The sequence below is a fragment of the Streptomyces sp. AA4 genome (assembly GCF_000158875.1).
In the GTDB taxonomy this organism is placed as follows: Bacteria; Actinomycetota; Actinomycetes; order Mycobacteriales; family Pseudonocardiaceae; genus Amycolatopsis.
On the sequence record NZ_GG657746.1, the window covers coordinates 2,055,510 to 2,079,666 of the forward strand.

Annotated in this window: 19 protein-coding genes and 2 pseudogenes; 12 read left to right on the forward strand and 9 right to left on the reverse strand. The window is 70.2% G+C overall.

Going from position 1 to position 24,157, the window contains the following annotated elements; genetic code table 11:
• Positions 1–19 precede the first annotated feature (19 nt).
• Positions 20–451, forward strand: coding sequence for a CBS domain-containing protein (locus SSMG_RS09665; protein ID WP_009075162.1), 432 nt, complete (start codon positions 20–22; stop codon positions 449–451).
• Positions 452–455: 4 nt separating this feature from the next.
• Here the strand turns inward: SSMG_RS09665 and SSMG_RS09670 are convergent, their stop codons facing one another.
• A complete protein-coding gene (locus SSMG_RS09670) occupies positions 456–1,979 on the reverse strand; it encodes a DUF4139 domain-containing protein (protein WP_037713121.1) in 1,524 nt (507 codons plus the stop codon).
• 124 nt (positions 1,980–2,103) lie between these two features.
• On the opposite strand from SSMG_RS09670, the gene SSMG_RS09675 reads away from it, so the two are divergent.
• Positions 2,104–3,834, forward strand: a complete 1,731-nt coding sequence (locus tag SSMG_RS09675) for a Xaa-Pro dipeptidyl-peptidase (RefSeq protein ID WP_199785854.1) — start codon at positions 2,104–2,106, stop codon at positions 3,832–3,834.
• On the opposite strand, the gene SSMG_RS09680 is transcribed toward SSMG_RS09675, so the two are convergent.
• Positions 3,810–4,478 carry a response regulator transcription factor gene (locus tag SSMG_RS09680; protein ID WP_009075169.1) on the reverse strand — a complete coding sequence of 223 codons (669 nt, stop codon included), beginning with the start codon at positions 4,476–4,478 and terminating at the stop codon, positions 3,810–3,812. The genes SSMG_RS09675 and SSMG_RS09680 overlap by 25 nt on opposite strands.
• Positions 4,448–5,584 carry a sensor histidine kinase gene (locus tag SSMG_RS09685; protein ID WP_009075171.1) on the reverse strand — a complete coding sequence of 379 codons (1,137 nt, stop codon included), beginning with the start codon at positions 5,582–5,584 and terminating at the stop codon, positions 4,448–4,450. Before SSMG_RS09685 ends, SSMG_RS09680 begins: the two co-directional genes overlap by 31 nt.
• Positions 5,585–5,675: 91 nt before the next feature.
• Between SSMG_RS09685 and SSMG_RS09690 the strand changes: the two genes are divergently transcribed.
• On the forward strand, positions 5,676–6,527 hold the full coding sequence (locus tag SSMG_RS09690) for a M23 family metallopeptidase (protein WP_009075173.1): 852 nt from the start codon (positions 5,676–5,678) through the stop codon (positions 6,525–6,527).
• 203 nt (positions 6,528–6,730) lie between these two features.
• Positions 6,731–7,840 (forward strand): DUF4192 domain-containing protein, encoded by a 1,110-nt coding sequence (locus SSMG_RS09695; RefSeq protein ID WP_009075175.1) that lies wholly within the window; start codon positions 6,731–6,733, stop codon positions 7,838–7,840.
• Positions 7,841–8,848: 1,008 nt separating this feature from the next.
• On the opposite strand, the gene galE is transcribed toward SSMG_RS09695, so the two are convergent.
• The 4 genes and pseudogenes from galE to SSMG_RS09710 all read right to left on the reverse strand — a co-directional run.
• A complete protein-coding gene (gene galE / locus SSMG_RS09700; protein ID WP_009075177.1) occupies positions 8,849–9,829 on the reverse strand; it encodes a UDP-glucose 4-epimerase GalE in 981 nt (326 codons plus the stop codon).
• A gap of 90 nt (positions 9,830–9,919) precedes the next feature.
• Positions 9,920–10,978, reverse strand: a complete 1,059-nt coding sequence (locus SSMG_RS09705; RefSeq protein WP_009075179.1) for a galactokinase — start codon at positions 10,976–10,978, stop codon at positions 9,920–9,922.
• A gap of 58 nt (positions 10,979–11,036) precedes the next feature.
• Positions 11,037–11,105 (reverse strand): annotated as a pseudogene (locus SSMG_RS47585) (hypothetical protein); the annotation flags it as partial.
• An 83-nt stretch (positions 11,106–11,188) separates the two neighbouring features.
• Positions 11,189–11,797: pseudogene (locus SSMG_RS09710) on the reverse strand (metal-dependent transcriptional regulator); the annotation flags it as partial.
• Between the two features lie 633 nt (positions 11,798–12,430).
• On the opposite strand from SSMG_RS09710, the gene SSMG_RS47590 reads away from it, so the two are divergent.
• The 4 genes from SSMG_RS47590 to SSMG_RS09730 all read left to right on the forward strand — a co-directional run bounded on the left by SSMG_RS47590 (position 12,431) and on the right by SSMG_RS09730 (position 18,932).
• Entirely contained in the window at positions 12,431–12,778 is a 348-nt protein-coding gene (locus tag SSMG_RS47590; protein WP_353611750.1) for a rhodanese-like domain-containing protein, read from the forward strand.
• A 201-nt stretch (positions 12,779–12,979) separates the two neighbouring features.
• On the forward strand, positions 12,980–13,696 hold the full coding sequence (locus SSMG_RS09720; RefSeq protein ID WP_009075185.1) for a DJ-1/PfpI family protein: 717 nt from the start codon (positions 12,980–12,982) through the stop codon (positions 13,694–13,696).
• A gap of 545 nt (positions 13,697–14,241) precedes the next feature.
• A complete protein-coding gene (locus SSMG_RS09725) occupies positions 14,242–15,414 on the forward strand; it encodes an acetoin utilization protein AcuC (RefSeq protein WP_037713124.1) in 1,173 nt (390 codons plus the stop codon).
• Between the two features lie 674 nt (positions 15,415–16,088).
• On the forward strand, positions 16,089–18,932 hold the full coding sequence (locus SSMG_RS09730) for a bifunctional GNAT family N-acetyltransferase/acetate--CoA ligase family protein (RefSeq protein WP_009075190.1): 2,844 nt from the start codon (positions 16,089–16,091) through the stop codon (positions 18,930–18,932).
• Here SSMG_RS09730 and SSMG_RS09735 read toward each other — a convergent pair.
• Positions 18,916–19,944, reverse strand: a complete 1,029-nt coding sequence (locus SSMG_RS09735) for an acyl-CoA dehydrogenase family protein (protein ID WP_009075192.1) — start codon at positions 19,942–19,944, stop codon at positions 18,916–18,918. The two genes, SSMG_RS09730 and SSMG_RS09735, sit on opposite strands and share 17 nt — an antisense overlap.
• 11 nt (positions 19,945–19,955) lie before the next feature.
• Positions 19,956–21,119: an acyl-CoA dehydrogenase family protein gene (locus SSMG_RS09740; RefSeq protein ID WP_009075193.1), complete on the reverse strand. Its 1,164-nt coding sequence runs from the start codon at positions 21,117–21,119 to the stop codon at positions 19,956–19,958.
• A gap of 103 nt (positions 21,120–21,222) precedes the next feature.
• Here SSMG_RS09740 and SSMG_RS09745 point away from each other — a divergent pair, with 103 nt between their 5' ends.
• From SSMG_RS09745 to SSMG_RS09760, 4 genes are all read left to right on the forward strand, one after another.
• A complete protein-coding gene (locus tag SSMG_RS09745; protein WP_009075195.1) occupies positions 21,223–21,408 on the forward strand; it encodes a ferredoxin in 186 nt (61 codons plus the stop codon).
• 124 nt (positions 21,409–21,532) lie between these two features.
• On the forward strand, positions 21,533–22,414 hold the full coding sequence (locus SSMG_RS09750; protein WP_009075197.1) for a 3-oxoacyl-ACP reductase: 882 nt from the start codon (positions 21,533–21,535) through the stop codon (positions 22,412–22,414).
• A gap of 12 nt (positions 22,415–22,426) precedes the next feature.
• Positions 22,427–23,191, forward strand: a complete 765-nt coding sequence (locus SSMG_RS09755; protein WP_009075199.1) for a glucose 1-dehydrogenase — start codon at positions 22,427–22,429, stop codon at positions 23,189–23,191.
• A 173-nt stretch (positions 23,192–23,364) separates the two neighbouring features.
• The gene (locus tag SSMG_RS09760) at positions 23,365–24,156 is read left to right on the forward strand and encodes an ABC transporter permease (RefSeq protein ID WP_037713126.1); all 792 of its coding nucleotides are present in this window, start codon (positions 23,365–23,367) and stop codon (positions 24,154–24,156) included.
• Position 24,157: the final 1 nt, after the last annotated feature.

Genomic DNA, 24,157 nt, shown 5'->3' on the forward strand with positions numbered 1-24,157 from the left:
CCGAGGAGAGGGCATCGCCATGCGGATCGCGGATGTGCTTCAGCGCAAGGGCGCGACGGTCGCCACTGTGTCGCCGGGGACGACGGTCGCCGAGCTGCTGGCGGGACTCGCCCGGCACAACGTCGGCGCGATGGTCGTCGTGGACGCCGAAGGCGGGATCGCCGGGATCGTGTCCGAACGCGACGTCGTGCGCAAGCTCAACGACCACGGTCCCGCGGTCCTCGAAGGGCCGGTCGCGGACATCATGACCACCATGGTCGCCAGCTGCACCCCGGACGATCCGGTGGACCGGCTCAGCGTCGTGATGACCGAACGGCGGATCCGGCACGTGCCGGTGCTCGACGGCGGGCGCCTCGCCGGCATCGTGAGCATCGGCGACGTGGTGAAGATCCGGATGGAGCAGCTGGAACAGAGCCAGGAACAGCTGGAGGCCTACATCTCCCAGGGCTGACGCCTCACTCGCGCCAGCCGCTGAGTTCGACGCCCTTCGCGACGTCCACCCGGTAGCCGAGCGAAACCGTCGCGGACGCCCCGGGCGCGATCGTGAGCCGCCAGGTGAACTGGCCCAGTTCGGTGCGCTCGACCGGCTCCGGGCTGAGCCGCAGGTCTCTTACGGTGATCGCGTCGTCCCGCGAGACCGGGGCTTGGTCGAGCACGGCCACGACGGCTTCGCGCGGGCTGTGGTTGGTCACCGTGGTCAGGTAGTCGGCTTCGCGGCGGCGTTGCGCGGAGAAGGTCGCCTTGCTGGCACTGCGCTTGACCAGTTCTCGCTCGACGCGGATCCGGTCGTCGACGCCGAGCGCGAGTTCGCGTTCCTCGCCCGGTGCCCACAGTTCCAGGTGCGTGCTGCCGACGAATTCGGCTTCGTGGAACACCGCGGCGCGACCGGCGCGGAGCGTGTGCTCGCCGGTGTTGACCACCTTCGCGCGCAGATATGCCTCTTCGGCCTGCGTCGGCGCGGTGACGTAATCCAGCTCAGCGGTGAAGTCCAGCTGGGCGAGCGTGGTCCGGTGGCCTTGCGCGCCGGACGGGATCGCGACCGGGCGGGCGGGGCGGAAGGTGACCGCGGTGGCGCCTTGCTCGACTTCGGCGACGTGCGCGGCGAAGCCGTCCCGACCTGCGGGCGCGGCACCGCCGTACGCCGCCATCGCGGCGGGCGCGGGCGGCATCATCGAGCGGCGCTCCGGTTGCTGTCGATCCAGGTACCAGGGCTGGAGTTCCGGGATCACGACGGTGTTCGCCGGGCGCGCGGTGGACAGCGTCAGCTCGCATTCCGGCCAGTCCTCGCCGGTGTGCTGGCTGACCAGCCCGTAGGAGGTGACGGTGACGTCGGTGCCGCGTACGCGGACGTCGTAGCCCGGTTCCCAGCGCGCGCCGGGGACCACATAGGACAGTTCGATTTCGGCGGTGGCTGGGGATTCCAGCTCCACCACGATGGTTGAACTGTCCTGTTCGGACTGTGTGCTGCGCGTTTCGATCTGCCGGTCGAGCGCGGCGAGGTCTTCGCGCAACCGCTCCAGCCTCGTGGCGAGCGCGCGACGTTCCTTGAGCGCCACGGCTAACTGCGTGCTGAGCGCTTCGCTCACTTCCTGGACGCGCGCCGGTTCCGCGTCGCCGCCAGCCAACGCTTTCGCGAAGCTTGCTCCGCTGCGTCGCGACACGCCGGTCAACAGATCGACGCGCGCTGCTGCTGCGCTCTCGTCGTCCGCGACTTCGTCGACAGTCGCTTGTGCCTCGCGACGCTGCTCCACGAGCGCGCGCAGCGTCGGGTCCGCGGGCGCGGCGTGTTGTGCGTACGCGACGTCGACGCCCGTGACCAACGCGTCGCCCGCGCCGCTCACACGCACCGAAGCAGCGTCGAGCGACAGGGGGAGACCGGTGATCTCTACGCGGGACCCGTCGGCCGGAGTGACCTGACAGCGGCGGGTGACGCGCGCGTGCTGCGGATAGACCGTGACCGTGACTATCGGTGCGTCCATGGCTCCGACGTTAGTCGGTTGACGCGACTTGCGGTTGACGGAAGTCTCAACTTGCTCGCCTGCTTCGTCCAGCTTGGGGGTTCTGGTGGGAGTTGCCGCTCGGGTCGCTGCCGTTTTCGTCGCAGTGGCCACGTTGTCCGTGCCCGCGGTCGCTGAAGCGGCTTCGCCGCCCGCGCCGGTTTTCACCGACGGCCAAGCACAGCCGGTCTTCGATCCGGCTGACGTCATCCGCGAGGACGTCTGGGTCACCGCGCCCGTCGACAGCGACCACGACGGCAAGCCTGACCTCGTACACGCGCAGGTGGTGCGTCCGCGCGCCACGGAGCAGGGCATGAAGGTGCCCGTCGTGTACGAAGCGAGCCCGTATTTCGCGGGCGGCAACGACGTACCGAACCACAACGTCGACACCGAGCTGTACGTGCCTGGCCCGCACGTCGCGTCGCCGATCGGCTGGAGCTACCAGAATTACTTCACCGCGCGCGGATTCGCTGTCGTGTACGGCGAATCGCTCGGCACCGGCTTGTCCACCGGCTGTCCGACGACCGGCGACGTGAACGAGACGATCGGCGCGCGCTCGGTGGTCGACTGGCTGAACGGCCGCGCTTCCGCGCACGACCAGGCCGGAGCGCCCGTCACGGCGAGCTGGAGCACCGGGAAGACCGGCATGATGGGCGTGTCGTACAACGGCACGCTGCCCAACGCGGTCGCCAGCACCGGCGTCGAAGGGCTCGAAACGATCGTGCCGATCGCTGCCATTTCGAGCTGGTACGGCTACTACCGCAATGCCGGCGCGGTCGTGGCTCCCGGCGGATACCAGGGCGAGGACACGGACGTGCTCGCCGGCTACGTCTACTCGCGCGCTGACCAGCAGATCTGCCGTCCGGTCATCGACGGTCTCACTGCCGCGCAAGACCGCGTGACGGGGGACTACAGCCAGTTCTGGGACGTGCGGAACTACCGCAACGACGTCGGCAAGGTGCACGCGTCGGTGCTCGCGGTGCATGGTCTGAACGACTGGAACGTGAAGACCGAGCAGGTCGCGACGTGGTACGAAGCGCTGAAGAAGCACGGCGTCGAGCACAAGATCTGGCTGCACCAATCCGGCCACGCGGACCCGATTTCGCTGCGCCGCGACGTCTGGCTCACGACGTTGAACAAGTGGATGTCGCACTATCTCTACGGGGTCGACAACGGGATCGAGCGCGAGCCGAAGGCGACCATCCAGCGCGAGGACAAAACGTGGGTCGACGAGGCCGAATGGCCCGCCCCGGGCACCTCGGACGTCGAACTGCACCCGTGGCCGGGCGGACGTTCGACCGGGGCGCTCGACCGGCACCCGGTGCCCGGCCGTCCGACCGTCGAATCGCTGGCCGACGACGCGAGCAAGAAGATCGAACAGCTCGCCGACGCGGCGTCGTCCGGGAACCGCTTGCGCTACCGCACTTCCGCGGCCACGGCGCCGGTCCGGCTGTCGGGCACGGCGAAAGCCGAACTGCGGCTGTCGTTCGACCGCCCGGCCGCGAACGTCACCGCGGTGCTGCTGGACCGGGCGCCGGACGGCACCTCGCACGTGATCAGCCGCGGCTGGACGGATCCGCAGAACCGGATCAGCCCGTCGGTCACGTCGCCGATCACCCCCGGACAGCGGTACCGCATCGAGGTTTCGCTGATGCCGAAGGACTACGTCGTGGCCGCCGGGCATCGCCTGGAGTTCGTGCTGGCCTCCAGCGACCACGACTTCACGCTGCGGCCGCAGCCGGGCGCCGGGCTGTCGCTCGATCTGACCGGGACGACGGTGACGTTGCCGATCGTCGGCGGGAAGAAGGCGTTCTACTCGGCGATCCCGGCGCGGTAGGCGAAGGCGACGGCCTGGGCGCGGTCGCGCAGACCGGCCTTGGAGAACAGGTGATTGACGTGCGTTTTCACCGTCGCCTCGCTGACCACGAGGGTGCGCGCGATCTCCGTGTTCGACAGACCGGCGGCGATCAGCCGCAACACCTCGACTTCGCGCGCGGTGAGGCCTTCCAGCTCCTTCGTGCGCACCGGCGCGCGGCTGGTCGCGGCGGCCACCAGCCGTCGCTGAAGCTCGCCGTCCACAGTGGACTGGCCAGCCGCCGCTGAGCGGAGCGCGCGGGCGATCGCTTCGGCATCGGTGTCCTTGGTGAGGAAGCCGCGGGCACCGGCTTTGAGCGCGGCGAGCAGGGAGTCGTCGTCGGCGTACGTGGTGAGGACGACTACCTCGGTCTTCGGATGCTGCGCGCGAACCAGTTCGGTCGTCTCGACGCCGTCGCGGTTGGGCATGCGCAGGTCGACGAGCAGTACGTCCGGCTGGTGCTCCGCGACAAGTTCGAGAGCCTGTACGCCGTCTGCGGCCGCGCCGACCACCTCGATGCCAGGCAGCAACCCGAGGAGCGTGACGAGCCCTTCGCGCACTACAGCCTGGTCGTCGGCTAGCACCGCGCGCAGCGTCACGCCGGCACCGTCAGCTGAATCCGCCATCCGTCCTCCCCAGGGCCGCATTCGAGCTTCCCGTTCAACAGTGCGACCCGTTCGCCCATGCCGCGCAAACCGTATCCCGGCGACGGCGGCTCCGGCGGACGGCGGCCTTGGTGGTCGATGATCGTTAAGTCGACTTTGTCGTTGTCGAAGGCCACCGTGACGTCGACGGCGGGGCCTTGCGCGTGTTTGCGCGAGTTGGCGAGGGCTTCCTGTACGGCGCGTACGAGCGTTGTGCCGACGGCTGCGTCTAGCTCGCGCGGTTCGCCTTCGATCGTCAGGTCGGCGCGAGAGCCGGTGTCGAGCCGGTACGCGGCGAGAAGGTCCGAGACCGCGCGCTCGACGGGTACGGCGTCTTCGCGCAGCGCGGCGACGGCCTTGCGTGCTTCGGCGAGACCGTCCGTCGCAAGCTTCTGCGCGCGTTCAATCTGCGCGAGAGACTCTTCGCTCGCACCGTCGCGGACCAGCATCAGGCGCGCGCCCTGGAGGTTGAGCGCGAGACCGGCGAGGGAGTGCGCGAGGACGTCGTGCAGCTCGCGGGCGATGCGGGCGCGTTCGGCGAGAGCGGCCGCGCGGGCGTGCTCCTCGCTGGCGGTCTGGGCGCGGGCGAGCGCGAGTTCGGTCTGTTCCAGCCGCTCCGCGCGGCTCCGGCGGTTGGCGGCGAGCAGGACCATCACGACGAGGATCGCGAAGAGGGCGACCGCGTTCAGCCAGTCGAGGTCGTAGCGGATCGACCAGACGAGGATGGCCGCGGAGGCCAGGGCGAGCGCGATTCCTGCGGCGAGCCGGCCGGACACGCGCAGGGTGTAGAACGCCGCGCCGAACATCGTCGTCGAGGTCCAGCTGCTCGGCTGCAGGATCCAGAGCGCACCGGCGGCCGTCACCACGGCGATCATGGTCGCGGGCATCAGCCAGCGCGGCTTCGACTCGCGGGTGAGCCAGAGCGCCGGGACGGATAGCACGAGGATCAGCCCGATCAGCGGCCACGTCCAGGCGTGCGCTTTCGGGATCGCGAACAGGGGCGGCACGGCGAGCACGCCCCAGCGCACCCAGTCGGCGCCCTCGAACCGCCGCCGCGCCCTGGCGAGCGAGGCCGCCGGTGTGCCCATGGGCCCTCCCGTGTCGTCTTGTACGGAAAATGTACTGGCTCGGGCTTGGCTGGAGGGCGTCGGACATTTCCCCCACCAGGAGGTACGCCCCATGTCCAGATTGAGACGGTTCGCGGCGGTCGCGGCCGCGGTGGCCTTGCCCGCGTGCGGCCTGACGCTCGCCGCCCAGTCGACGGCGTCCGCGGCCCCCAACTTCCAGGTGCCGTTCAAGTGCGGCGTCACGGTCACCGCGGCGACCTTCAGCGGCCACAACCCGGCCAACGCGGTCGACTTCCAGAAGTCCGGCATCACCGGCATGCCGGTCCTCGCGGCCGCGCCCGGGTCGGTCACCCGCGTCGCGAACGAGGGCAGCACCAGCTACGGCCGCTGGATCGAACTGGACCACGGCGGCGGCTGGCGGACCCGGTACGCGCACCTGTCCGAGCAGGAAGTCTCGGTGGGCCAGAGCGTCGGGCAGGGCAAGGAGATCGGCAAGGCAGGCGCCACCGGCGGGGTCACCGGCCCGCACCTGCATTTCGAAGAGAACTTGAACGGCGTGACGCAGAAGGCCGTGCTGAACGGCGTCGCGGTGCCGTACTACGGCAAGAAGGACTTCACGAGCAAGAACGGCTGCGGCGGCAACCCGTACTCGGCGACCCAGGTGTGCGGGTCGGGCTTTTCGGTGATCGACCAGCAGGCGCTGGGGACGGCGGGCACCGCGTACCTGCTGTACAACTCGACCTCCAAAGAGAACTGCGTGACGACCCTGAAGGCGGTTTCCCTCGGGACGGCCAGCCCGGTCTCGGCGTTCCTTGAAGTGCAGGGCTCGACCAGGGCGACCGACTCGGGGAGCTTCACCTACTACGCCGGCCCGGTGAAGAAGATCGCCGGTTCCACCTGCGTCAAGTGGGGCGGTTCGGTCGGCTCTTCGTCGTACGAGAGCCCGTTCGAACACTGCGGCTGATCGGTTTTCGCCAGCGCTGCCGGGGCCCGGTCCGGCCCCGGCAGCGCTGTGTCTACTGTGGACTTTGCTCGCCGATGCACACCCCACCGACAATTTCCGCGAGTTGTCCCCACCCTCGACCCGGTTGTCCACAACCGCCTGCTGCCGTCCACAGATTTGCTTAGCCGGCCCCGATTCGCCGGCTCGCGGCGCACAGTGGAGGCGTGACCACCTCGACGCCGCCCGGCATCTCCCGGGCCACCCTCAGCAACCCGGCCGACCTCATCGCCTCGCTCCCGTACCTGCTCGGCTTCCGCCCCGCCGAATCCCTCGTCCTGCTGGGCCACCGCGTCCCCGGCACGACGATCGGCCTGATGCTGCGTGCGGACCTTCCGCCGCGAGAACTTCAAGCACAGCAAGCGGATGCGCTCATCCCACGCTTCGACGACCACGAGCACAACGGTGTCACCGTCGTCATCGTCGGCGGTTCAGGAGATGACAACGGTCCACCCCACAGAACCTTCGTAGCCGAGCTAGAGCGCGGCCTGAAACGGCACCACCTCCGCCTGTTCCACGCCCTGTGGACCCCCGAGATCGAACCCGGTGCACCTTGGTCGTGCTACCGGGATCCCGACTGCAGCGGTGTTCTGCCCGATCCGCAGGAAACCGTCATCGCCGCCGCGACCACCGAGGCTGGGTTCGTAGTCTTCCGCAGCCGCGAAGAACTGGCTGCGGTGCTCGAACCGCGCTGCCCGGAAGCGATCGCCCGCCGCGCTGAGCTGTTGGCGTCCTGCCCGGAACCGTTGTACCGCCCCGGAATGTCGTCGAGCGATGTCCTGAACGCCGCAGTCACCGAACTCCGTGACGCGTTCCTCCGCCAACGCCGAGGTGCGGGCCCTCCCGACGACGACCAAGCTGTCCGCCTCGCCCACGCACTGATGTTCACCCCGGTCCGCGACGCCTGCCTAGCCCTCGCCGTCCCGCCGCACACGTCCCTGACCCGCGAGGCGGAGGAGGTATGGCTGACGCTGGTCCGCGAACTGCCCCCGCCGCACCGAGCCGAAGCCGCGATGCATCTCGGCTACACCGCCTTGATGCGCGGGGAAGGCGCGCTCGCCGGGATGGCCCTGGCGAACGCGGTGGAAGCCGACCCGGAGCATTTGGTGGCGCAGCTGTTGCAGGCGGCCTGGAACATCGGCACGGACCCGGCGAAACTGACCGGCCTAGCCGACTTCAGCACCGCGGCGGATCTCGGATTGTCCCCGCCACCGGAGCCGGATGCCGACGAGCCGGGTCCAGGCCGAAGATCCGAGCCGCCGACGGAGATGGAATGACCATGCTCGACGGCCATCCCGGTCGTGGGCGACGGGCCGGTCTTTACGGCCGTCGTAAGGGTGGAGTGCGGACATGAGCTGGAGCTGCGACCCTTGTTTGGCTTCCGTTCTGCCCGAACGGTGCGGAGAGCGGCCATGAACCCGAGCCGAACCGGTTCATCACGGCGTTGAGTGTTCGGAGAAGTCCCGGCGCTGGTCTTGTTTGGCACCAGGCGTGCCCGGAGCGGTGAGTGGGCACGAGCCCGTGATGTAACGGTCCGTCGCCGCGGCGTCGGCGTGTGTTCGGGGAGGTTCTGGCGCAGCTTTGCTTGGCGCCTGGTGTGCCGGGGCGGTGTGGAGAGCTGGCATGAGCCCGTGATGTATCGGTTTCTCACCGCGGCGTCGGCGTGTGTTCGGCGTGGTTCTGGCGCTGCTTTGCTTGGTGCCTGCTGTGGCTGAGGCGGGGTGGAGAGCGTGAGGTATCGGTTTGTCGCTGTGGTGAGGGGACGAGAAGTCCTGGCGCTGCTCTGTTTGGCGCTTGGTGTGCCGGAGGAGGTGAGCAGAGCGGGCGTGAACCCGTGATGTATCGGTCCGTCGCCGCAGCGTGAGGCGTGCGTTCAGGGAAGTCCCGGCGCTGCTCTGTTCGGCACCGGTTCTGCCAGAGGTGGCGAGCAGAGCAGCGCACCCCTCCGGCGGCATCGGGCCGGTGCAGCCGTCGCCCTCGCCCGAACCGTCGGCACCGCCGCCGGGGAATGGGCCCGAGTCGAAGGCTTCGTCACCGCGGTGGCGGGGCGAGGATTCTGGAAATCCCGGCGGCGCTGAGTGGCATGCATCGTGCCGAGACAGTGCGGCCTTCGCGGACGTGCTCGAACTGAAATCCCTCCCGCAGCACCGCGCTGATCAGTCCTGAGTGGACTGTCAGCGTCCGCGACGGCGAGCCAGGCCGATGCCGGTTACTCCCCGCAACGGCTCCGGAGCGGGGATCCACCCGAATCCCGCCCCGGACCGAAGCACGGCCCGAAAAAGCCGTCAGGAACGACGCGACTGGGTGAACTGCCAAGCGTCCGACACGATCCCGTCGAGGTCGGTCAGCTTGGGCGTCCACCCGAGTTCGCCGTTGGCCTTGTCGCTGGAGGCGACCAGCACCGACGGGTCCCCGGCGCGGCGCGGGGCCACGACGGCGGGGATCGCGTGCCCGGTGACCCGGCGGCACGCCTCGACGACTTCCAGCACCGAGAACCCGGTGCCGCTGCCGAGGTTGTAGATGCGGTGCTCGCCCTCGACGGCGTGGCGCAGGGCGAGGAGGTGGGCGTCGGCGAGGTCGACCACGTGGATGTAGTCGCGGACGGCCGTTTTGTCGGGCGTCGGGTAGTCGTCGCCGTAGATGGAGATGTGTTCGCGGTCGCCGGTGGCGACCTGGAGGACGAGAGGAATGAGATGGGTTTCGGTGGCATGCCGTTCGCCGTATGCGCCGTACGCGCCGGCCACGTTGAAGTAGCGCAGGCTGACCGCGGCGATGCCGTGGGCGCGGGCGAAGCTGGTGATCGCGTGGTCGATGGCGAGCTTCGTGGCGCCGTAGGTGTTGGTCGGCTGCGTCGGGGCCGTTTCCGGGATCGGCGACACGTCCGGCTCGCCGTAGGTCGCGGCGGTGGAGGAGAACACCAGGCGCGGCGTGCCGTGCTTCTTCATCGCCTCCAGCAGCCGCAGCGAGGTCACCACGTTGCCTTCCCAGTACTTCGCCGGGTCGGCCATCGATTCGCCCACCAGCGACTTCGCCGCGAAGTGCAACACGCCGTCGAAGCCTTCGCCGAGCAGGTCCGCGGCTGCCTCGGCGGCGTCGCCCTCGACGAAGCGCGCCTGCGGGTGCACCGCGTCCGCGTGCCCGGTCGACAGGTCGTCCACCACGGTGACCTGGTGACCGGCTTCGATGAGGCGGGCGGCGCACACGCTGCCCACGTACCCCGCGCCGCCCGTCACGATGAGCTTCAGGGGGCTTTGCTGGTCCGTCACGTCAAGGCCTTTCTGCTGAGGAGCGGCGACTCTGCGGCTCAGTCTCCCCTCACCACGACGCGACGGACCCTCCGGGGGTTGCTCCGGAAATCAGGACTCGTCGCGGCCCGCGCCGCGCGACGGCACCGCCGTGAACATCCGCGGACGACGGAATCCGGCCTGCTCGCAGGCGGTTTCGACCGCGGTGCGAACTTCGTCCAGATCCTCGTCGCGGACCAGCGCGATCGCCGAGCCGCCGAACCCGCCGCCGGTCATCCGCGCGCCCAGCGCCCCGGCCGAACGGGCCGAATCGACCGCGAGGTCCAGTTCCGGCGTCGAGATGCGGTAGTCGTCGCGCATGCTCACGTGCGAGGCGTCGAGGTACGGCCCGATCTCGGCGAGCTTCTTCTCGCGCAGCAACGCGACCACGTCGAGCACCCGCTGGTTCTCGGTGACCACGTGGCGCACCAGCGGAACCAGCTCCTCGGGCAGTTGCGCGAGGGCCGCCTCCAGCCCGTCGAGCGTGACGTCGCGCAGCGCCTTCACGCCGAGCAGTTCCGCCGCGCGCTCGGTGCCGCGCCGCCGCGCGCCGTAGCCGCCGTCGGTGTGGGAGTGCTTGGTGCGGGTGTCCATGATCAGCACCCGGAGCCCGGCCTCGGCGAGCGGGAACGGGACCTGCTCCATCTCGCCCGAGCGGACGTCGAGGAACAGCACCCGCGAGTCCTCGCAGCACAGCGACGCCGTCTGGTCGAGCAGCCCGGTGGGCGCGCCGACGAAGTCGTTTTCCGACCGCTGCACCCAGCGCGCGATCTCCGGGCGCGCGGGAGTGCCCGCCCCGCCGTCCTCGAGTTCCACCCCGGCGACGCCCAGCAAAGCCAGCGAAACCGCGCATTCCAGCGCGTGAGAGGAGGAAAGCCCCGCCCCGGACGGCACGTCGCCGGCGATGACCACGTCGGCGCCGCCCGCGTAGCCCTGGTCGCGCAGCACCCACGCCACGCCGGCGGGATACGCGGCCCATCCGTCGACCGAACCCGGTTCGAGCGCGGCGATGTCGTGCGGTCCGGAGTGCTGCAGCTGCCCGTCGTCGCCGAGGGTGGCGACCTGGAGCTTGCCGTCCTCGCGCGGGGACGCGGCCGCGGCCAGCCGGTGCGGGAGCGCGAAGGGCAGCACGAAACCGTCGTTGTAAAAAAAAAAACTCGCCGATCAGGTTCACCCGGCCCGGCGCGGACCACACGCCTGCCGGGGCCCGCCCGTGGACGTCCTGGAACGCGCGCGCCGCGTCGGTCGCCGGGGTCACTTGGCGAGCGCCAGCACGGCGTGCAGCGCCGCGGTGGACACCTGCGCCGTGGTCTCGGTGCCCTTGACCTCGACGGTCGCGCTGCCGCCGGACGCCTTGCCGACCGTGACGAGCCCGCCGGGCACGATCCCGACCGTCCGCAGTTCGGTGAGCAGCGACTCGTCGAGCTGCACGTGCTCGGCGATGCGGCGGATCTCCACCTCGCCGCCGCCGGTGCGGGCGAACTCGTCGAGCCGCACCAGGCCGTCCTCGGCGCGCGGCGCGGGATCGCCGTCGCCGAGCTTGTCGAGGCCGGGGATCGGGTTGCCGTACGGCGACGTGGTCGGGTGGTCGAGCAGCTTCACCAGCTTGCGCTCGACGGCCTCGCTCATCACGTGCTCCCAGCGGCACGCCTCGTTGTGCACGTGCTCCCACTCGAGGCCGATGACGTCGACGAGGAGGCGCTCGGCGAGCCGGTGCTTGCGCATGACCGCGACGGCGAGGTCGTGGCCGTGGTCGGTGAGCTGCAGATGCCGGTCGTCCGCGACGACGACCAGCCCGTCGCGCTCCATCCTGGCCACGGTCTGGCTCACGGTGGGCCCGCTCTGCTGCAGGCGCTCGGCGATCCGGGCCCGCAGCGGGACGACCCCTTCCTCTTCGAGCTCGTAGATAGTACGCAGGTACATCTCGGTGGTGTCGATGAGATCGTTCACGCTGTCCCCTTCGTCCGCGTAGCTCATCGTAGTCGTTGGCCCCGACAGCGACGGCTCGCCTCGGCGTAACGGCCCGGCCCCGGCGAAAAGTCCTGCCGTGCTGCGCGAACCGCGTCCGGACCTGCAGGATGGGGCCATGCGACCGTTGATCTCGCCCGCTGAGCTCGCCGCGTTCCCCGACCGCGAACGTCCCGTCGTGCTGGACGTCCGCTGGCGGCTGGGCGGACCTCCGGGAGCGGAGTCCTACCAGGAGGGTCACGTGCCCGGGGCGGTGTTCGTCGACCTCGACACGGCGCTGGCCGCGCCGCCCGGCGAGGGCGGCCCGCCACCCGCTGCCCGACCCGGCCGTGTTGCAGCGCGAGCTGCGCAAAAGCCGGGGTCCGTGCGGGGCGGCCGGTGGTCGTCTACGACGACGCCGACGGCTCGGGTCGCGGCGCGCGCCTGGTGGCTGCTGCGCTGGGGCCGGCCATATGGAGGACGCGGTGCTCGACGGCGGCTACGCAGCGTGGCTGGACGAGGGGCGGGAAGTGACGGCCGAGGCGCCTTCGCCGGAGCCGGGCGACATCGAGGTCCGGCCGGGCGCGATTCTTTGTCCTGTCGGCGGACGACGCGGCGGCGCTCGCGCGCGAAGGAGTGCTGTTCGACGCGCGGGCGCACGTCCGCTACACCGGCGAGACCGAGCCGGTCGACCCGCGGGCCGGGCACATCCCCGGTGCGGTCAGCGCGCCGTCGTCCGAGCACGCCGGTGCGGACGGCCGCTGGAAGTCGCCGTCCGAGCTCGCCGAGCGGTTCGCTTCGCTCGGCTTGACCAGCGGAGTTCCGGTCGGCGCTTACTGCGGTTCGGGCGTCACGGCGTCGTCGGTGGTGCTCGCGCTGGAGGTCGCCGGGCATCCGGAACCCGCCGCGCTGTACGCGGGATCGTGGTCGCACTGGTCGCGTAACCCGGAGCGGCCCGCAGCCACCGGTCCCGAGCGCGGCTGAAGTTGCTGGGACTTCTGGCCGTGTGGCCCGGAGCGGCCTCCGGCCACTGGTCCCGAGCGCGGCTGAAGTTGCCGGGACTTCTGGTCGTGTGGCCCGGAGCCGCCTGCCACCGGTCCCGAATACGGCTGAATTCGCCAGAACTTTCGGCGCTGTGCACCGACTTCTCGTCCGGATGGGTTTTCCAGGCGAGAGGCGGCTTTCATGGAGCGAAGAACATTCCTGCGCGGGTCGGCGGCGGCCGGAGCGGCGATGGCGGCCGCGTTGCCTGCGGAGGCTGAGGCGACGACCGGGGCAACGTCGGCGCGGCGGCCGTTGCGAGTGCAGGTCGTGTTGTTCGACGGCGTCGAGGAACAGGACTTCGCCGGTCCGTACGAGGTGTTCTCCGCAGCGGGCATGCACACGAAGCGCGGGACGGACGTTTCGTACGTGCGAGTGGACGGACCGGGCGTCGTGCGCGCGGCGTACGGGACGAAGGTGGAGGTCGAACGGGGCTGGTCTCCGCAGGACGCCGACATCATCGTCGTGCCCGGCGGCGGCTACGCGAAGCGGAAAGGCCCGGGCATCTGGGCGGAGATCGACCGCAAGGTGCTGCCGGACGCGCTTGCCGCCGCGCCGCGCAAGGGTCTGACCCTGGCCTCGCTGTGCACGGGCACGCTGCTGCTCGGCGCCGCCGGACTGGTGCGCGGACGTCCGTGCACGACACACCACGGTGCCGCCGACACCCTCGTCCAGCAGGGCGGGGTGCTCAAGAAAGCCCGCGTAGTCGACGACGGCGACGTAGTCACCTCGGGCGGCATCACCAGCGGGCTCGACCTGGCCTTGTGGCTGGTCAAACGAGAACTCGGCTCCGACGCGGCGGCCGGGCTGGAGGAGATGCTCGAGTACGAAGCACGCGGCGTCGTCTGGACGCGCGGCTGAGTCGCTTCCCCGCCGCGGGATGCGGCGGGCAAGTGGCGGGCAAGTGAGCGACTTCTGCGCCGCAGAATCCCGCTCGATACGCGGCGGTTGAGGTGGTGCGCGGGGAGCGGCTTCCGTGCTGCGGAATCTCGTTCGGGATGCGGAGGCCGAGTGACTTCCTCGCGGAATCCGGCTCGGGGCGCGGCGGCGCAGGCGGCGCTCGGTGAGTGGCTTCCCTGTCGCGAAGTCCGGCTCGGGTTGCGGCACCTTGCGGGGGCGGACGGCTGAGTGGCTCCCGTGCTGCGGAATCTGCTTCGGGAAGGGGCGCGGGGCTGAGTGGCTTCCCCGCTGCGGAGTCCGGCTCGGGGCGCGGCGGCGGCAGGCGGTTGAGTGGCTTCCGCGCTACGGAATCTGGTTCGGGGCGCGGTGGGGAAGTGGCAGGCGGTCGACTGGCTTCCCCGCCGCGGAGTCCGGTTCGGGGCGCGGTGGGGAAGGCGCGCGGCACCAAGTCGCTTCCGCACTGCGAAACCCGGCTCCGGGCGCGGCGGGGAAGTACAGTGCGGTGCATGTCGTCGCCTGCAGTTGTCTGGGATCCGTCGCTGCTGAAGTACGACCTGGGCGGGCAGCATCCGTTCAACCCCGTCCGGCTCGACCTCACCGTGCGGCTCGCTACTGAGCTGGGCGTGCTCGACGGCGTCGAGCTGCTCGTGCCCACCGCGGCGGGCGACGAGGAACTGCTGCGCGTCCACGCGCCCGAGTACCTGGCCGCCGTGCGGGAAGCTCCGAACGTCGGGTGGGACGTCGGGCACGGGCTCGGCACCGACGACAATCCCGTGTTCCCCGGGATGCACGACGCGACCGCGCTCGTCGTCGGTTCGACGCTGCTCGCCGCGCGCAAGATCGCCGACGGCGAGGTGCGGCGGGCAGTCAACATCGCGGGCGGGTTGCACCACGCGATGCGCGATCACGCGTCTGGGTTCTGCATTTACAACGACTGCGCGATCGCCATCTCGTGGCTGCTTGACCACGGCTTCGACCGCATCGCGTACGTCGACACCGACGTGCACCACGGCGACGGCGTCCAAGCCGCGTTTTACGACGACCCTCGCGTGCTAACCGTCTCTATGCACCAGCACCCGTTCACGCTCTGGCCCGGCACCGGCTACTCCGCCGAGATCGGCAAGGGCAAGGCGGCCGGCACGGCGGTGAACGTCCCGCTGCCTCCGCACACGCAGGACCCCGGGTGGCTGCGCGCGTTCGACGCGGTGGTTCCGGCTGTGCTGCAAGAGTTCCAGCCGCAGCTGCTGGTCACCCAGTGCGGGGTGGACTCGCACGAGGAGGACCCGATGGCCGACATGTCGCTGTCGGTCGACGGACACCGCACCATCTACTCCACGCTGCGCGACCTGGCCGAACGCTATGCGAACGGCCGCTGGCTCGCCGTCGGCGGCGGGGGATACCAGCTGATCCGCGTGGTGCCGCGCTCGTGGACGCACCTCATGGCGACCGTGCTGGACCGCGACGTCCCGCCGGACACGCCGCTTCCGCCCGGCTGGGTCTCGACGGTCACCCGCGCCGCCCCCGCGGCCGACCTCCCCGCCGCGATGACCGACGGCAAGGACACCGCCTTCAAACCGTGGGGCGACGACGCGGACGACCCGGTGGACATCGCGATCCGCGACACCCGCCGCGCGATCTTCCCGCTGCACGGCCTCGACCCGGACGATCCGAGGGACTGACCATGCCCGACCAGCCTCGCCAGCCCGGCTCCGGCGACCCCGGACCGGGCGACCCCGCCCCCGACGCTGACCCGGCGACCGGGCCCGGCGGAACCGACAACACCTCCCGCCACCCGGGCGGCGACCGCGCCCCCGACGCTCACTCGGCGACCGGGCCCGGCGGAACCGACAACACCTCCCGCCACCCGGACGGCGACCCCGCCCCCGACGCTCACTCGGCGACCGGCCCCGGCGGAACCGACGCCTCCCGCCACCCGCACCGCGAGCCCACCGCGGCGGGAACTCCGGGACCGGGCGGCACTTCCGCCCCGGACGGCCCCGGATCGCCAGGTCCGGCCGTTGAGGGCGGCGGGCAGAGTGGCTTGCCGGGCAGGTCCGGGCAGGGCGGGAGCGGCTTGCCCGGCGGGTCCGGCCGGGGCGGCGAGTTCGGAGCGTTCGGCGAGGCCTCTGCGGTGAATCCGGCGGCGGCTGGACGCGACGCTTCAACTGCTGGGGGAGGGAAGGGAGGCAGTGATTCGCCTGCCGGGCCTGGGCAGGGGCAGGGCGGGAGTGGCTTGCCAGGCGAGCCGGGTGCGTTCGGCGGAGCATCTGCGGCGAACCCGGCAGCGGGTGGACGCGCGGCTTCGGAACGGGATGCGTCGGCGAGAGATTCTGCTGCGACGGGAGGCGATGCGATGTCGAGCGAGTTCGGAACCGGCAACCCTGCTGCGGAGGGACGCAGTGCCGCGGCCGCGAACCCCGCAGCGGGGGAGTCGAGGCGGGCTGCGGCGAACCCTGCGGAGAGTGGCGAAGCCGCGAACCCCGCTGCGGAAGGCACCACCTCGGAACATCCCGCCGCGGACGGGAAGCGCGACCCTTACGACTATCCCCGCGATTGGGAAGCCGACGTAGTCCTCTCCGACGGCGGCACTGTCCACTTGCGACCCGTCGTCCCCAGTGACGCCGACGGGCTCGTCGCCTTGCACAGCAGGCTGTCGGACCGCACCCGGTACTTCCGGTACTTCGGTGCCTACCCGCGCATCCCGCCGCGCGATTTGGAGCGGTTTTCCACTGTCGATCACCACGATCGGGTTGCGTTTGTGGCCCTGTTGGGGGACGACGTGGTCGCGGTGGGACGGTACGAGAGGCTCGATCAGGGGCCTTCGGCGGAGGTCGCGTTCGTGGTCGACGACAAGCACCAAGGGCGCGGCCTCGGGTCGATTTTGCTGGAGCATCTCGCCGCGGCGGCGTCGGAGTGCGGGTTGCGGCGGTTCGTCGCCGAGGTGTTGAGCGAGAACGCCGCCATGGTGCGGGTGTTCCGCGACGCGGGCTACCAGGTCAGTCGCGCGATCGAGGAAGGCGTGCTGCATCTCGAGTTCGACATCGACCCGACGGAGGAATCGCTCGCGGTCGCGCGGTCGAGGGAGCAGGCCGCCGAGGCGCGGAGTGTGCACAATTTGCTCCATCCCGAGACGGTGGCGGTGATCGGGGCGTCCGCGGATCCCACCAAGGTGGGGCACGTCGCGTTCGCCAATCTGCTCGCGGCCGACTTCGCGGGTGCCGTCTATCCGGTCAATCCGGAGCATCGGTCGGTCCGCGGGGTGCGGGCGTATCCGTCCGTGCTGGACATTCCGGATCCGGTTGATCTGGCGTTGGTGGCGGTGCCCGCGGAGGCCGTCGAGTCGGTGTTGGACGCTTGTTTGGCCAAGGGCGTCAAGACGCTGGTGATCGTGTCGGGCGGGTTCGCCGAATCGGGGCCGCTCGGGTTGCACGCGGAGTTGCGGCTGGTCGGCGAGGCGCGGGCGCACGGGATGCGCGTGGTCGGGCCGAATGCGCTGGGCGTGCTGAACACCGCGAAGGACGTTCGGCTCAACGCGACGCTCGCGCCGCGGTTGCCGAAACGGGGGCGGACCGGGTTCTTCTGCCAGTCCGGTGCGCTGGGGACGGCGATTCTCGCCGACGCGGGATCGCGCGGGCTCGGGTTGTCGACGTTCGTTTCGGCGGGCAACCGGGCGGACGTGTCCGGCAACGACCTGCTGCAGTATTGGGAAACCGACCCGGACACCGATCTGGTGTTGCTGTATCTGGAGTCCTTCGGCAACCCGCGCAAGTTCGCGCGGCTGGCGCGCAGGTTGGCGCGGTCGAAGCCGATCGTCGCGGTGAAGTCGGGGCGGCACGCGGTGCGGCCGCAGCTCGCGGCGACGTCGGCGGAGGTCGACGAGGCCAGTGTGCAGGCGTTGTTCGAGCAGGCTGGCGTCGTGCGCGTCGAGTCGTTGGCGCAGCTCTTCGACACGGCGCTCGTGTTCGCGCATCAGCCGTTGCCGGCGGGACCGCGGATCGGGATTGTCGGCAACTCCAGCGCGATCGGGTTGCTGGCCGCGGACACCGCGCGTGCGGAGGGGTTGCGGCTGGCGTTCGATCCGGTCGACATCGGGCCGCAGGCGGGGCCGGACGAGTTCGCGACGGCGGTGCGGGAGGCGTTGGATTCGCCGGATACCGACGCGTTGATAGCTGTGTTCGCGCCGCCGGTGGCGATCCCTGGGGCTGCGTACGCGCGAGCGTTGCGCGAAGCGGTGTCGGAGATGAAGCAGTCGAAGCCGATCGTCTCGACGTTCCTCGCTGCGGAAGGCGTGCCGGACGAGTTGGCGGTGCTGTCCGACGATGGCGTGCCGACGCGCGGGTCGATTCCCTCGTACTCGAGCCCGGAGCGTGCGGTGAACGCCTTGGCGCGCGTGGTGCGGTACGCGGCGTGGCGGCAGCGGCCGCAGGGGACGTTGGTGCGGCCTAGTGGTCTGCACGTCGAGCAGGCGCAGGAGATCGTGCGCGAGCTGTTGCCGGAGGACGGCAGTTCGACGCTGCTGTCCGACGACGACGTGGTGCGGCTGCTCAGTTGCTACGGCGTGGACGTGGTGCCGTTCCGGGTGGCGTCGAACGAAGACCAGGCCGTGGCTGCGGCGGTGGAGCTTGGTTTCCCCGTCACGTTGAAGGCGGTCGACGAGCGGTTGCGCGGGCGGCCGGACTTCGCGGGCGTACGGCTGGACCTGGCGTCCGAAGAGTCCGTACGGGTCGCGTACCGGGATCTGTGCGCGGTGTCCGGCGACGAAGACGTGTACGTGCAACAGATGGCACCGAAGGGACTGTCGTGCGCCATTGGGCTGCAGGACGACCCGTCGTTCGGCACGCTGGTGTCGTTCGGGCTGTCCGGGTTGGTCAGCACGCTTCTCGGAGACCGCGCGTACCGGGCAGTGCCGTTGACGGACGTTGACGCGGCGACGCTGATCCGTGAGCCGCGTACGTCGCCGCTGTTGACCGGGTATCGCGGGGACGAGCCCGCGGACCTCGCGGCCTTGCAGGACATGGTGTTGCGCGTCGCGGCGCTCGCGGAGGACAACCCCGAGGTGCGGTCGCTGGCGCTGGATCCGATCCTCGCGTCGCCGGACGGGGCGTTCGTCGCCAACGCGCGGATGGTGGTGGGCGCACCGCCGACGCGGCCGGATACCGGACCGCGTCGGCTGCGGCACATCACGCCGTTGGACTGACCACCAGTTCGCCGAGGCCGAGCAGTTGCTCCGTCGCGCCGCCGCTGGTGAACTCCAGGCGCTTCGCGGCGGCGAAGTAGCGGTGCACGGGGTGCTCGACGTCGATGCCGACGCCGCCGTGCAGGTGCACTGCGGTGTGTGCGACGCGGTGTCCGGCTTCGGCGGCCCAGAACTTCGCAGTGGCGATGTCCTCGGCGGCGGGCAGGCCTTCGGCGAGCTTCCAGGCTGCCTGCCACAGCGTCAGGCGTACGGCTTCGACGTCGATGTACGCGTCCGCGAGACGGTGTCGGACGGCTTGGAAGCTGCCCAGCACCTTGTCGAACTGCTTGCGCTCACGCGTGTACGCAGCCGTCAGTTCGAGCGCGCGTTCCAACACGCCCAACTGCTGCGCGCAAGCGCCGAGCGTGCCGCGAAGGCGCAACTGTTCGCCGACATCGCCGAGAGCGACTCCGGGGGTGTCGGACAGCGTCACCAAAGCAGCGTCGGCGTGGTCGGTGGTGGACTGCGCTTCGATAGAGACTCCGGCAGCGTCCTTCTCGACGATGTACACGCCGTCGTTGGCTTCAACGAGTAAGGCGTCCGCGAAGGCGGCGAAGGGGACCGCAGTTTGCGTACCGGTGAGGCGTCCGGCCGAAGCGGCGAAAGAGCCGCCCAAAGCGATAGCCAAAACGGCCTTGCCGCGAGAGACCGGCAACAGCCATCGCTCAGCCAGCAACGGGTCGGTGAGCACCGAGCCAGCCTGGACGACGGACGACAGATAGGGGACCGGAGCGACCGCGCGGCCGATCTCGATCAGGACAGAACACTGTTCCAGCAAGCCGAAACCGCCTCCGCCGACCGTCGCGGGCAACGCGGCGTCGAGGACGCCGGAGCGGGCCAACGTAGTCCACAGTGGAGCGTCGAAACCGCCGGATCCGTGCGGGCCCAGCGATTCCGCGGTGACCTGGTCGGTCAGGATGCGCCGGGTCAGGGCGGCGAGGTCGTTTTGTGCTTCGGTGAGGGAGAAATCCACCGGGAGAACTCCTAACGCGTCACAGGCTGGCCGAGGGCGGTGGCGGCGACGATGTCGCGCTGCACCTCGTTGGTGCCGCCGCCGAAAGTGAGGATCAACGCCGAACGGTGCAGCCGTTCCAGCCGCCCCGCGAGCACCGCGCCGGGGGACCCCTCGCGCACCACGGCGGCCGCGCCGACCACCTCCATGAGCAGCCGGTACGCCTCGATCGCCATCTCGGTGCCGTACACCTTGGTCGCCGAAGCTTCGGCTGGGCCGAGTTCGCTGGCCGCGGCCGCCCAGGCGATCTTCCAGTTCCGCAGCTTCAGGTACTCGGCATAAGCGTGCACGCGCGCGAGGTGCGTGCGGACCCATTCGCGGTCGGTCAGCGACTCCGCGCGGGCCCATTCCACGACGTCGGCCAGCGCTTTCCGCACCGGCGCGGCGGAGGTCAGCGCGACGCGTTCGTGGTTGAGCTGGTTGGTGATCAGCGGCCAGCCCGCGTTCTCCTCCGCGACCCGCGACGTGACCGGCACGCGGATGTCGTCGTAGTAGGTCGCGCTGGTCCCGGGCCCGGCGACGGTGTGCACCTTCGTCCAGGAGAAGCCCGGCGCGGAGGTCGGCACGATCAGGATCGACAGGCCCTTGTGCTTGCGCGCCTCCGGATCGGTGCGCGCGGCGAGCCACACGTAGTCGGCGTACTCGATCAGGCTGGTCCACATCTTCTGCCCGTTGACCACGTACTCGTCGCCGTCGCGGACCGCCCGCGTGCGCAGCGACGCGAGGTCCGTGCCCGCGCCCGGTTCGGAGTAGCCGATCGCGAAATGCAGTTCGCCCGCGGCGATCTTCGGCAGGTAGAACGCCTTCTGATCCGGGGTGCCGAACCGCATGATCGTCGGGCCGATGGTGTTCACCGTCAGGAACGGCACCGGGACCCCGGCGACCGCCGCCTCGTCGGTGAAGATCAGCTGGTCGAGCATGCTCCGGTCCTGGCCGCCGTACTCGCGCGGCCAGCCGAGCGCGAGCCAGCCGTCCTTGCCGAGCTGCCGCACGATTTCCTTGTACGCCAAGCCGTCGCCGTACTCGCCGCCGGGCGCGGCGAGGCTTTCCCGCCGCGCCGGAGTCATCAGTTCGGCGAAGTACTCCCGCAGCTCGGCGGCCAATGCCCGCTGCTGCGGCGTGTAGTCGATCCGCACCCGTCACCTCCACCCCGCCGGTCTCGTTGTGGTGTCGTACCGGGCCCCGGCGGTAAGCTAGAACCTGTTCTAGTTGTACCAGGAGTGGCGGACGGGAGGAAGCATGGAGGTCAGTGTCGACCGGTCGCTGTGCGAGGCGAACGCGGTCTGCGTGGGGTTCGCGCCGGAGGTGTTCGATCTCGACGACGACGAGAACCTGGTGATCGGACCGGTTTCGGAGGAAGAAGTAGAACGTGTTTCGCAAGCGGTGACGAACTGCCCAAAGAACGCCCTGTTCACGACCGATTGATCAGGGCTTGCTCAATACGAGAACAGATTCTAGTCTGTGCTGCGTCAGGCAGGCTTCGACGAGGAGGCTCGCGGGTGGAACCGACCGCAGGGAACACGCACGGCGACCGGGCTGGAGCGGTTCGATGACGCTCGAGGGCAAGGTTGCCGTCGTCACCGGGGCCGGAGCGGGGCTCGGCCGGGCCGAGGCGCTCGCGCTGGCCCGCGAAGGCGCGTCCGTCGTGGTCAACGATATCGGCGAGGCGAAAGAGGTCGTCGCCGAGATCGAAAAACACGGCGGCAAAGCGCTCGCGGTGGCGGGCGACGTGTCGGCGGCCGAGACCGCGAAGGAACTGCTGTCGGCCGCGGTGGACCACTTCGGCAGCCTCGACATCGTCGTGAACAACGCGGGCGTGCTCCGCGACCGGATGCTGTTCTCGATGTCCGACGAGGACTGGGACAAGGTCATCGCGGTGCATCTGCGCGGGCATTTCCTGCTGTCCCGCAACGCCGCCGCGTACTGGCGCGATCGCTCCAAAGTGGAGGGCCGGCCGGTGTACGGCAGGCTGGTGAACACCGCGTCCGAGGCGTTCCTGGTCGGTTCGCCCGGCCAGCCCAACTACTCGGCGGCCAAGGCCGGGATCGCGGCGCTCACCGTGTCCGCGGCGCGCGGGCTGGCGAAATACGGCGTGCGCGCCAACACGATCTGCCCGCGCGCCCGCACCGCGATGACCGCGGATGTCTTCGGAGAAGCACCCGAGCACGGGCTCGATCCGTTGTCCGTCGAGCACGTTGCTCCGGTTGTCGCATTCCTCGCCTCCCCGGAGGCGGAGGCGATCAACGGCCAGGTTTTCGTCGTGCACGGCGGCATGGTCGCGTTGCTGAAGCCGCCGTCGGTCGAGGAACGGTTCGACACCGCGAACGGAGCCTGGACCACCGGCGAACTCGCCGAAAAGGTCGGCGCGCACTTCGCCGGCCGCGACCCGGAGCGGATGTTCGCCGCGACCGATCTGCTTTCGCTGCCCTGAACCGGAGGACGCATGACTGAGCACCGGCTGTCCGGCAAGGTCGCCCTCATCACCGGCGCGGCCCGCGGACAGGGCGCGGCCGCCGCGCGAGCGTTCGTCGCGCAAGGCGCGAAGGTGGTGATCGCCGACGTCCTCGACGACGAAGGCAAGGCGCTCGCCGCCGAACTCGGCGAAGCGGCGGTGTTCTGTCACCTCGACGTGAGCGACGAGCACGGCTGGACCGCTGCGGTCGAGACCACGGTCGCCGAGTTCGGGCCGCCGACGGTGCTGGTCAACAACGCCGGAGTGCTGTACTTTTCGGAACTCGCGAAGACGCCGCTCGCCGAGTACGAACGCGTCGTGCGGATCAACCAGATCGGGGCGTTTCTCGGCATGCGCTCGGTCGTTGAACCCATGGCCGGGGCCGGCGGCGGCTCCATCGTCAACGTGTCCTCTGTGGAGGGTCTGGCCGGGATGCCGTTCCTCGTCGCCTACACCGCGACCAAGTTCGCGATCCGCGGGATGACCAAGGTCGCCGCGCTGGAGCTGGGCGCGCGCGGGATCCGGGTCAACTCGGTGCATCCGGGCATGATCGACACGAAAATGGTGTCCGACGCGGCGGGCGCGGACGTGGACGTGTCCTGGGTCGGCAAGAAGGTCGCGCTCGGCCGGGTGGGCCGCGCCGACGAGATCGCGCCGCTGCTGGTGTTCCTCGGCAGCGACGAGAGTTCGTATTGCACCGGCGGCGAGTTCGTCGCCGACGGCGGGGCCACCGCCACCCATGCGCTGAAGTTGTGATTGCGGAGCGAAGCTCCTCCGCTGAGGGCGGCGGCGGGGGCATGGATGGATGTGAACGGTGCTCGTGCGCCCAGGGTGACCGATGGGGGCTGAAGGGACGGGAGTGAACACCGCTAACCGAAATCGGCGGGCGGGGATGGGCAAGACTCGGGGGTGACTTACTGGGAGGTGCGGTGAGCGGAAGCGGCTCGGTCACCCTCCCGGGCACCGCGGCGCTGACCCAGGTCGGCCGGCTCGCCACGCTGTCCTGGGAGGTCCTGCGGGCGATCTTCAAACGCCCGTTCCAGTTCCGCGAATGGATCCAGCAGTGCTGGTTCTTCGCGAGCGTGACCATTCTTCCGACGGCGTTGGTCGCGATCCCGTTCGGCGCGGTCATCGCGCTGCAGCTCGGATCGCTGACCACGCAGATCGGCGCGCAGTCCTTCACCGGCGCGGCCAGCGCGCTCGCCATCGTGCAGCAGGCGAGCCCGCTGATCACCGCGCTGCTGGTGGCCGGGGCGGGCGGAAGCGCGGTCTGCGCGGACATCGGCGCGCGCAAGATCCGCGAGGAAATCGACGCGATGGAAGTGCTCGGGGTCAACCCGATCCAGCGCATCGTGGTGCCGAGGGTGCTCGCCGCGATCGTCGTGTCGGTGCTGCTCAACGGCCTGGTCAGCGTGGTCGGCGTGCTCGGCGGCTACTTCTTCAACGTGGTCCTGCAGGGCGGCACGCCCGGCGCGTACCTGGCCAGCTTCAACGCGCTCGCCCAGGTGCCGGACCTCTGGATCAGCGAGATCAAGGCGTTCCTCTACGGCTTCGTCGCGGGCGTGGTCGCCGCCTTCCGCGGACTGAACCCGGCGGGCGGGCCGAAGGGCGTCGGCGACGCGGTGAACCAGGCGGTGGTGATCACCTTCCTGCTGCTGTTCCTGATCAACGTCGTGCTGACCGCCGTGTACCTCAAAGTCGTGCCCCCGAAGGCGTTGTGAC

Bases quoted from the DNA above. Each gene is read 5' to 3' on its own strand.
- SSMG_RS09680 (WP_009075169.1), bottom strand. From the start codon at position 4,478: ATGGCGGATTCAGCTGACGGTGCCGGCGTGACGCTGCGCGCGGTGCTA.
- SSMG_RS09755 (WP_009075199.1), top strand. From the start codon at position 22,427: ATGACTGAGCACCGGCTGTCCGGCAAGGTCGCCCTCATCACCGGCGCG.
- SSMG_RS09750 (WP_009075197.1), top strand. From the start codon at position 21,533: ATGACGCTCGAGGGCAAGGTTGCCGTCGTCACCGGGGCCGGAGCGGGG.
- SSMG_RS09665 (WP_009075162.1), top strand. From the start codon at position 20: ATGCGGATCGCGGATGTGCTTCAGCGCAAGGGCGCGACGGTCGCCACT.
- SSMG_RS09745 (WP_009075195.1), top strand. From the start codon at position 21,223: ATGGAGGTCAGTGTCGACCGGTCGCTGTGCGAGGCGAACGCGGTCTGC.
- SSMG_RS09685 (WP_009075171.1), bottom strand. From the start codon at position 5,584: ATGGGCACACCGGCGGCCTCGCTCGCCAGGGCGCGGCGGCGGTTCGAG.
- SSMG_RS09690 (WP_009075173.1), top strand. From the start codon at position 5,676: ATGTCCAGATTGAGACGGTTCGCGGCGGTCGCGGCCGCGGTGGCCTTG.
- SSMG_RS09725 (WP_037713124.1), top strand. From the start codon at position 14,242: ATGTCGTCGCCTGCAGTTGTCTGGGATCCGTCGCTGCTGAAGTACGAC.
- SSMG_RS09730 (WP_009075190.1), top strand. From the start codon at position 16,089: ATGTCGAGCGAGTTCGGAACCGGCAACCCTGCTGCGGAGGGACGCAGT.
- SSMG_RS09670 (WP_037713121.1), bottom strand. From the start codon at position 1,979: ATGGACGCACCGATAGTCACGGTCACGGTCTATCCGCAGCACGCGCGC.
- SSMG_RS09720 (WP_009075185.1), top strand. From the start codon at position 12,980: ATGGAGCGAAGAACATTCCTGCGCGGGTCGGCGGCGGCCGGAGCGGCG.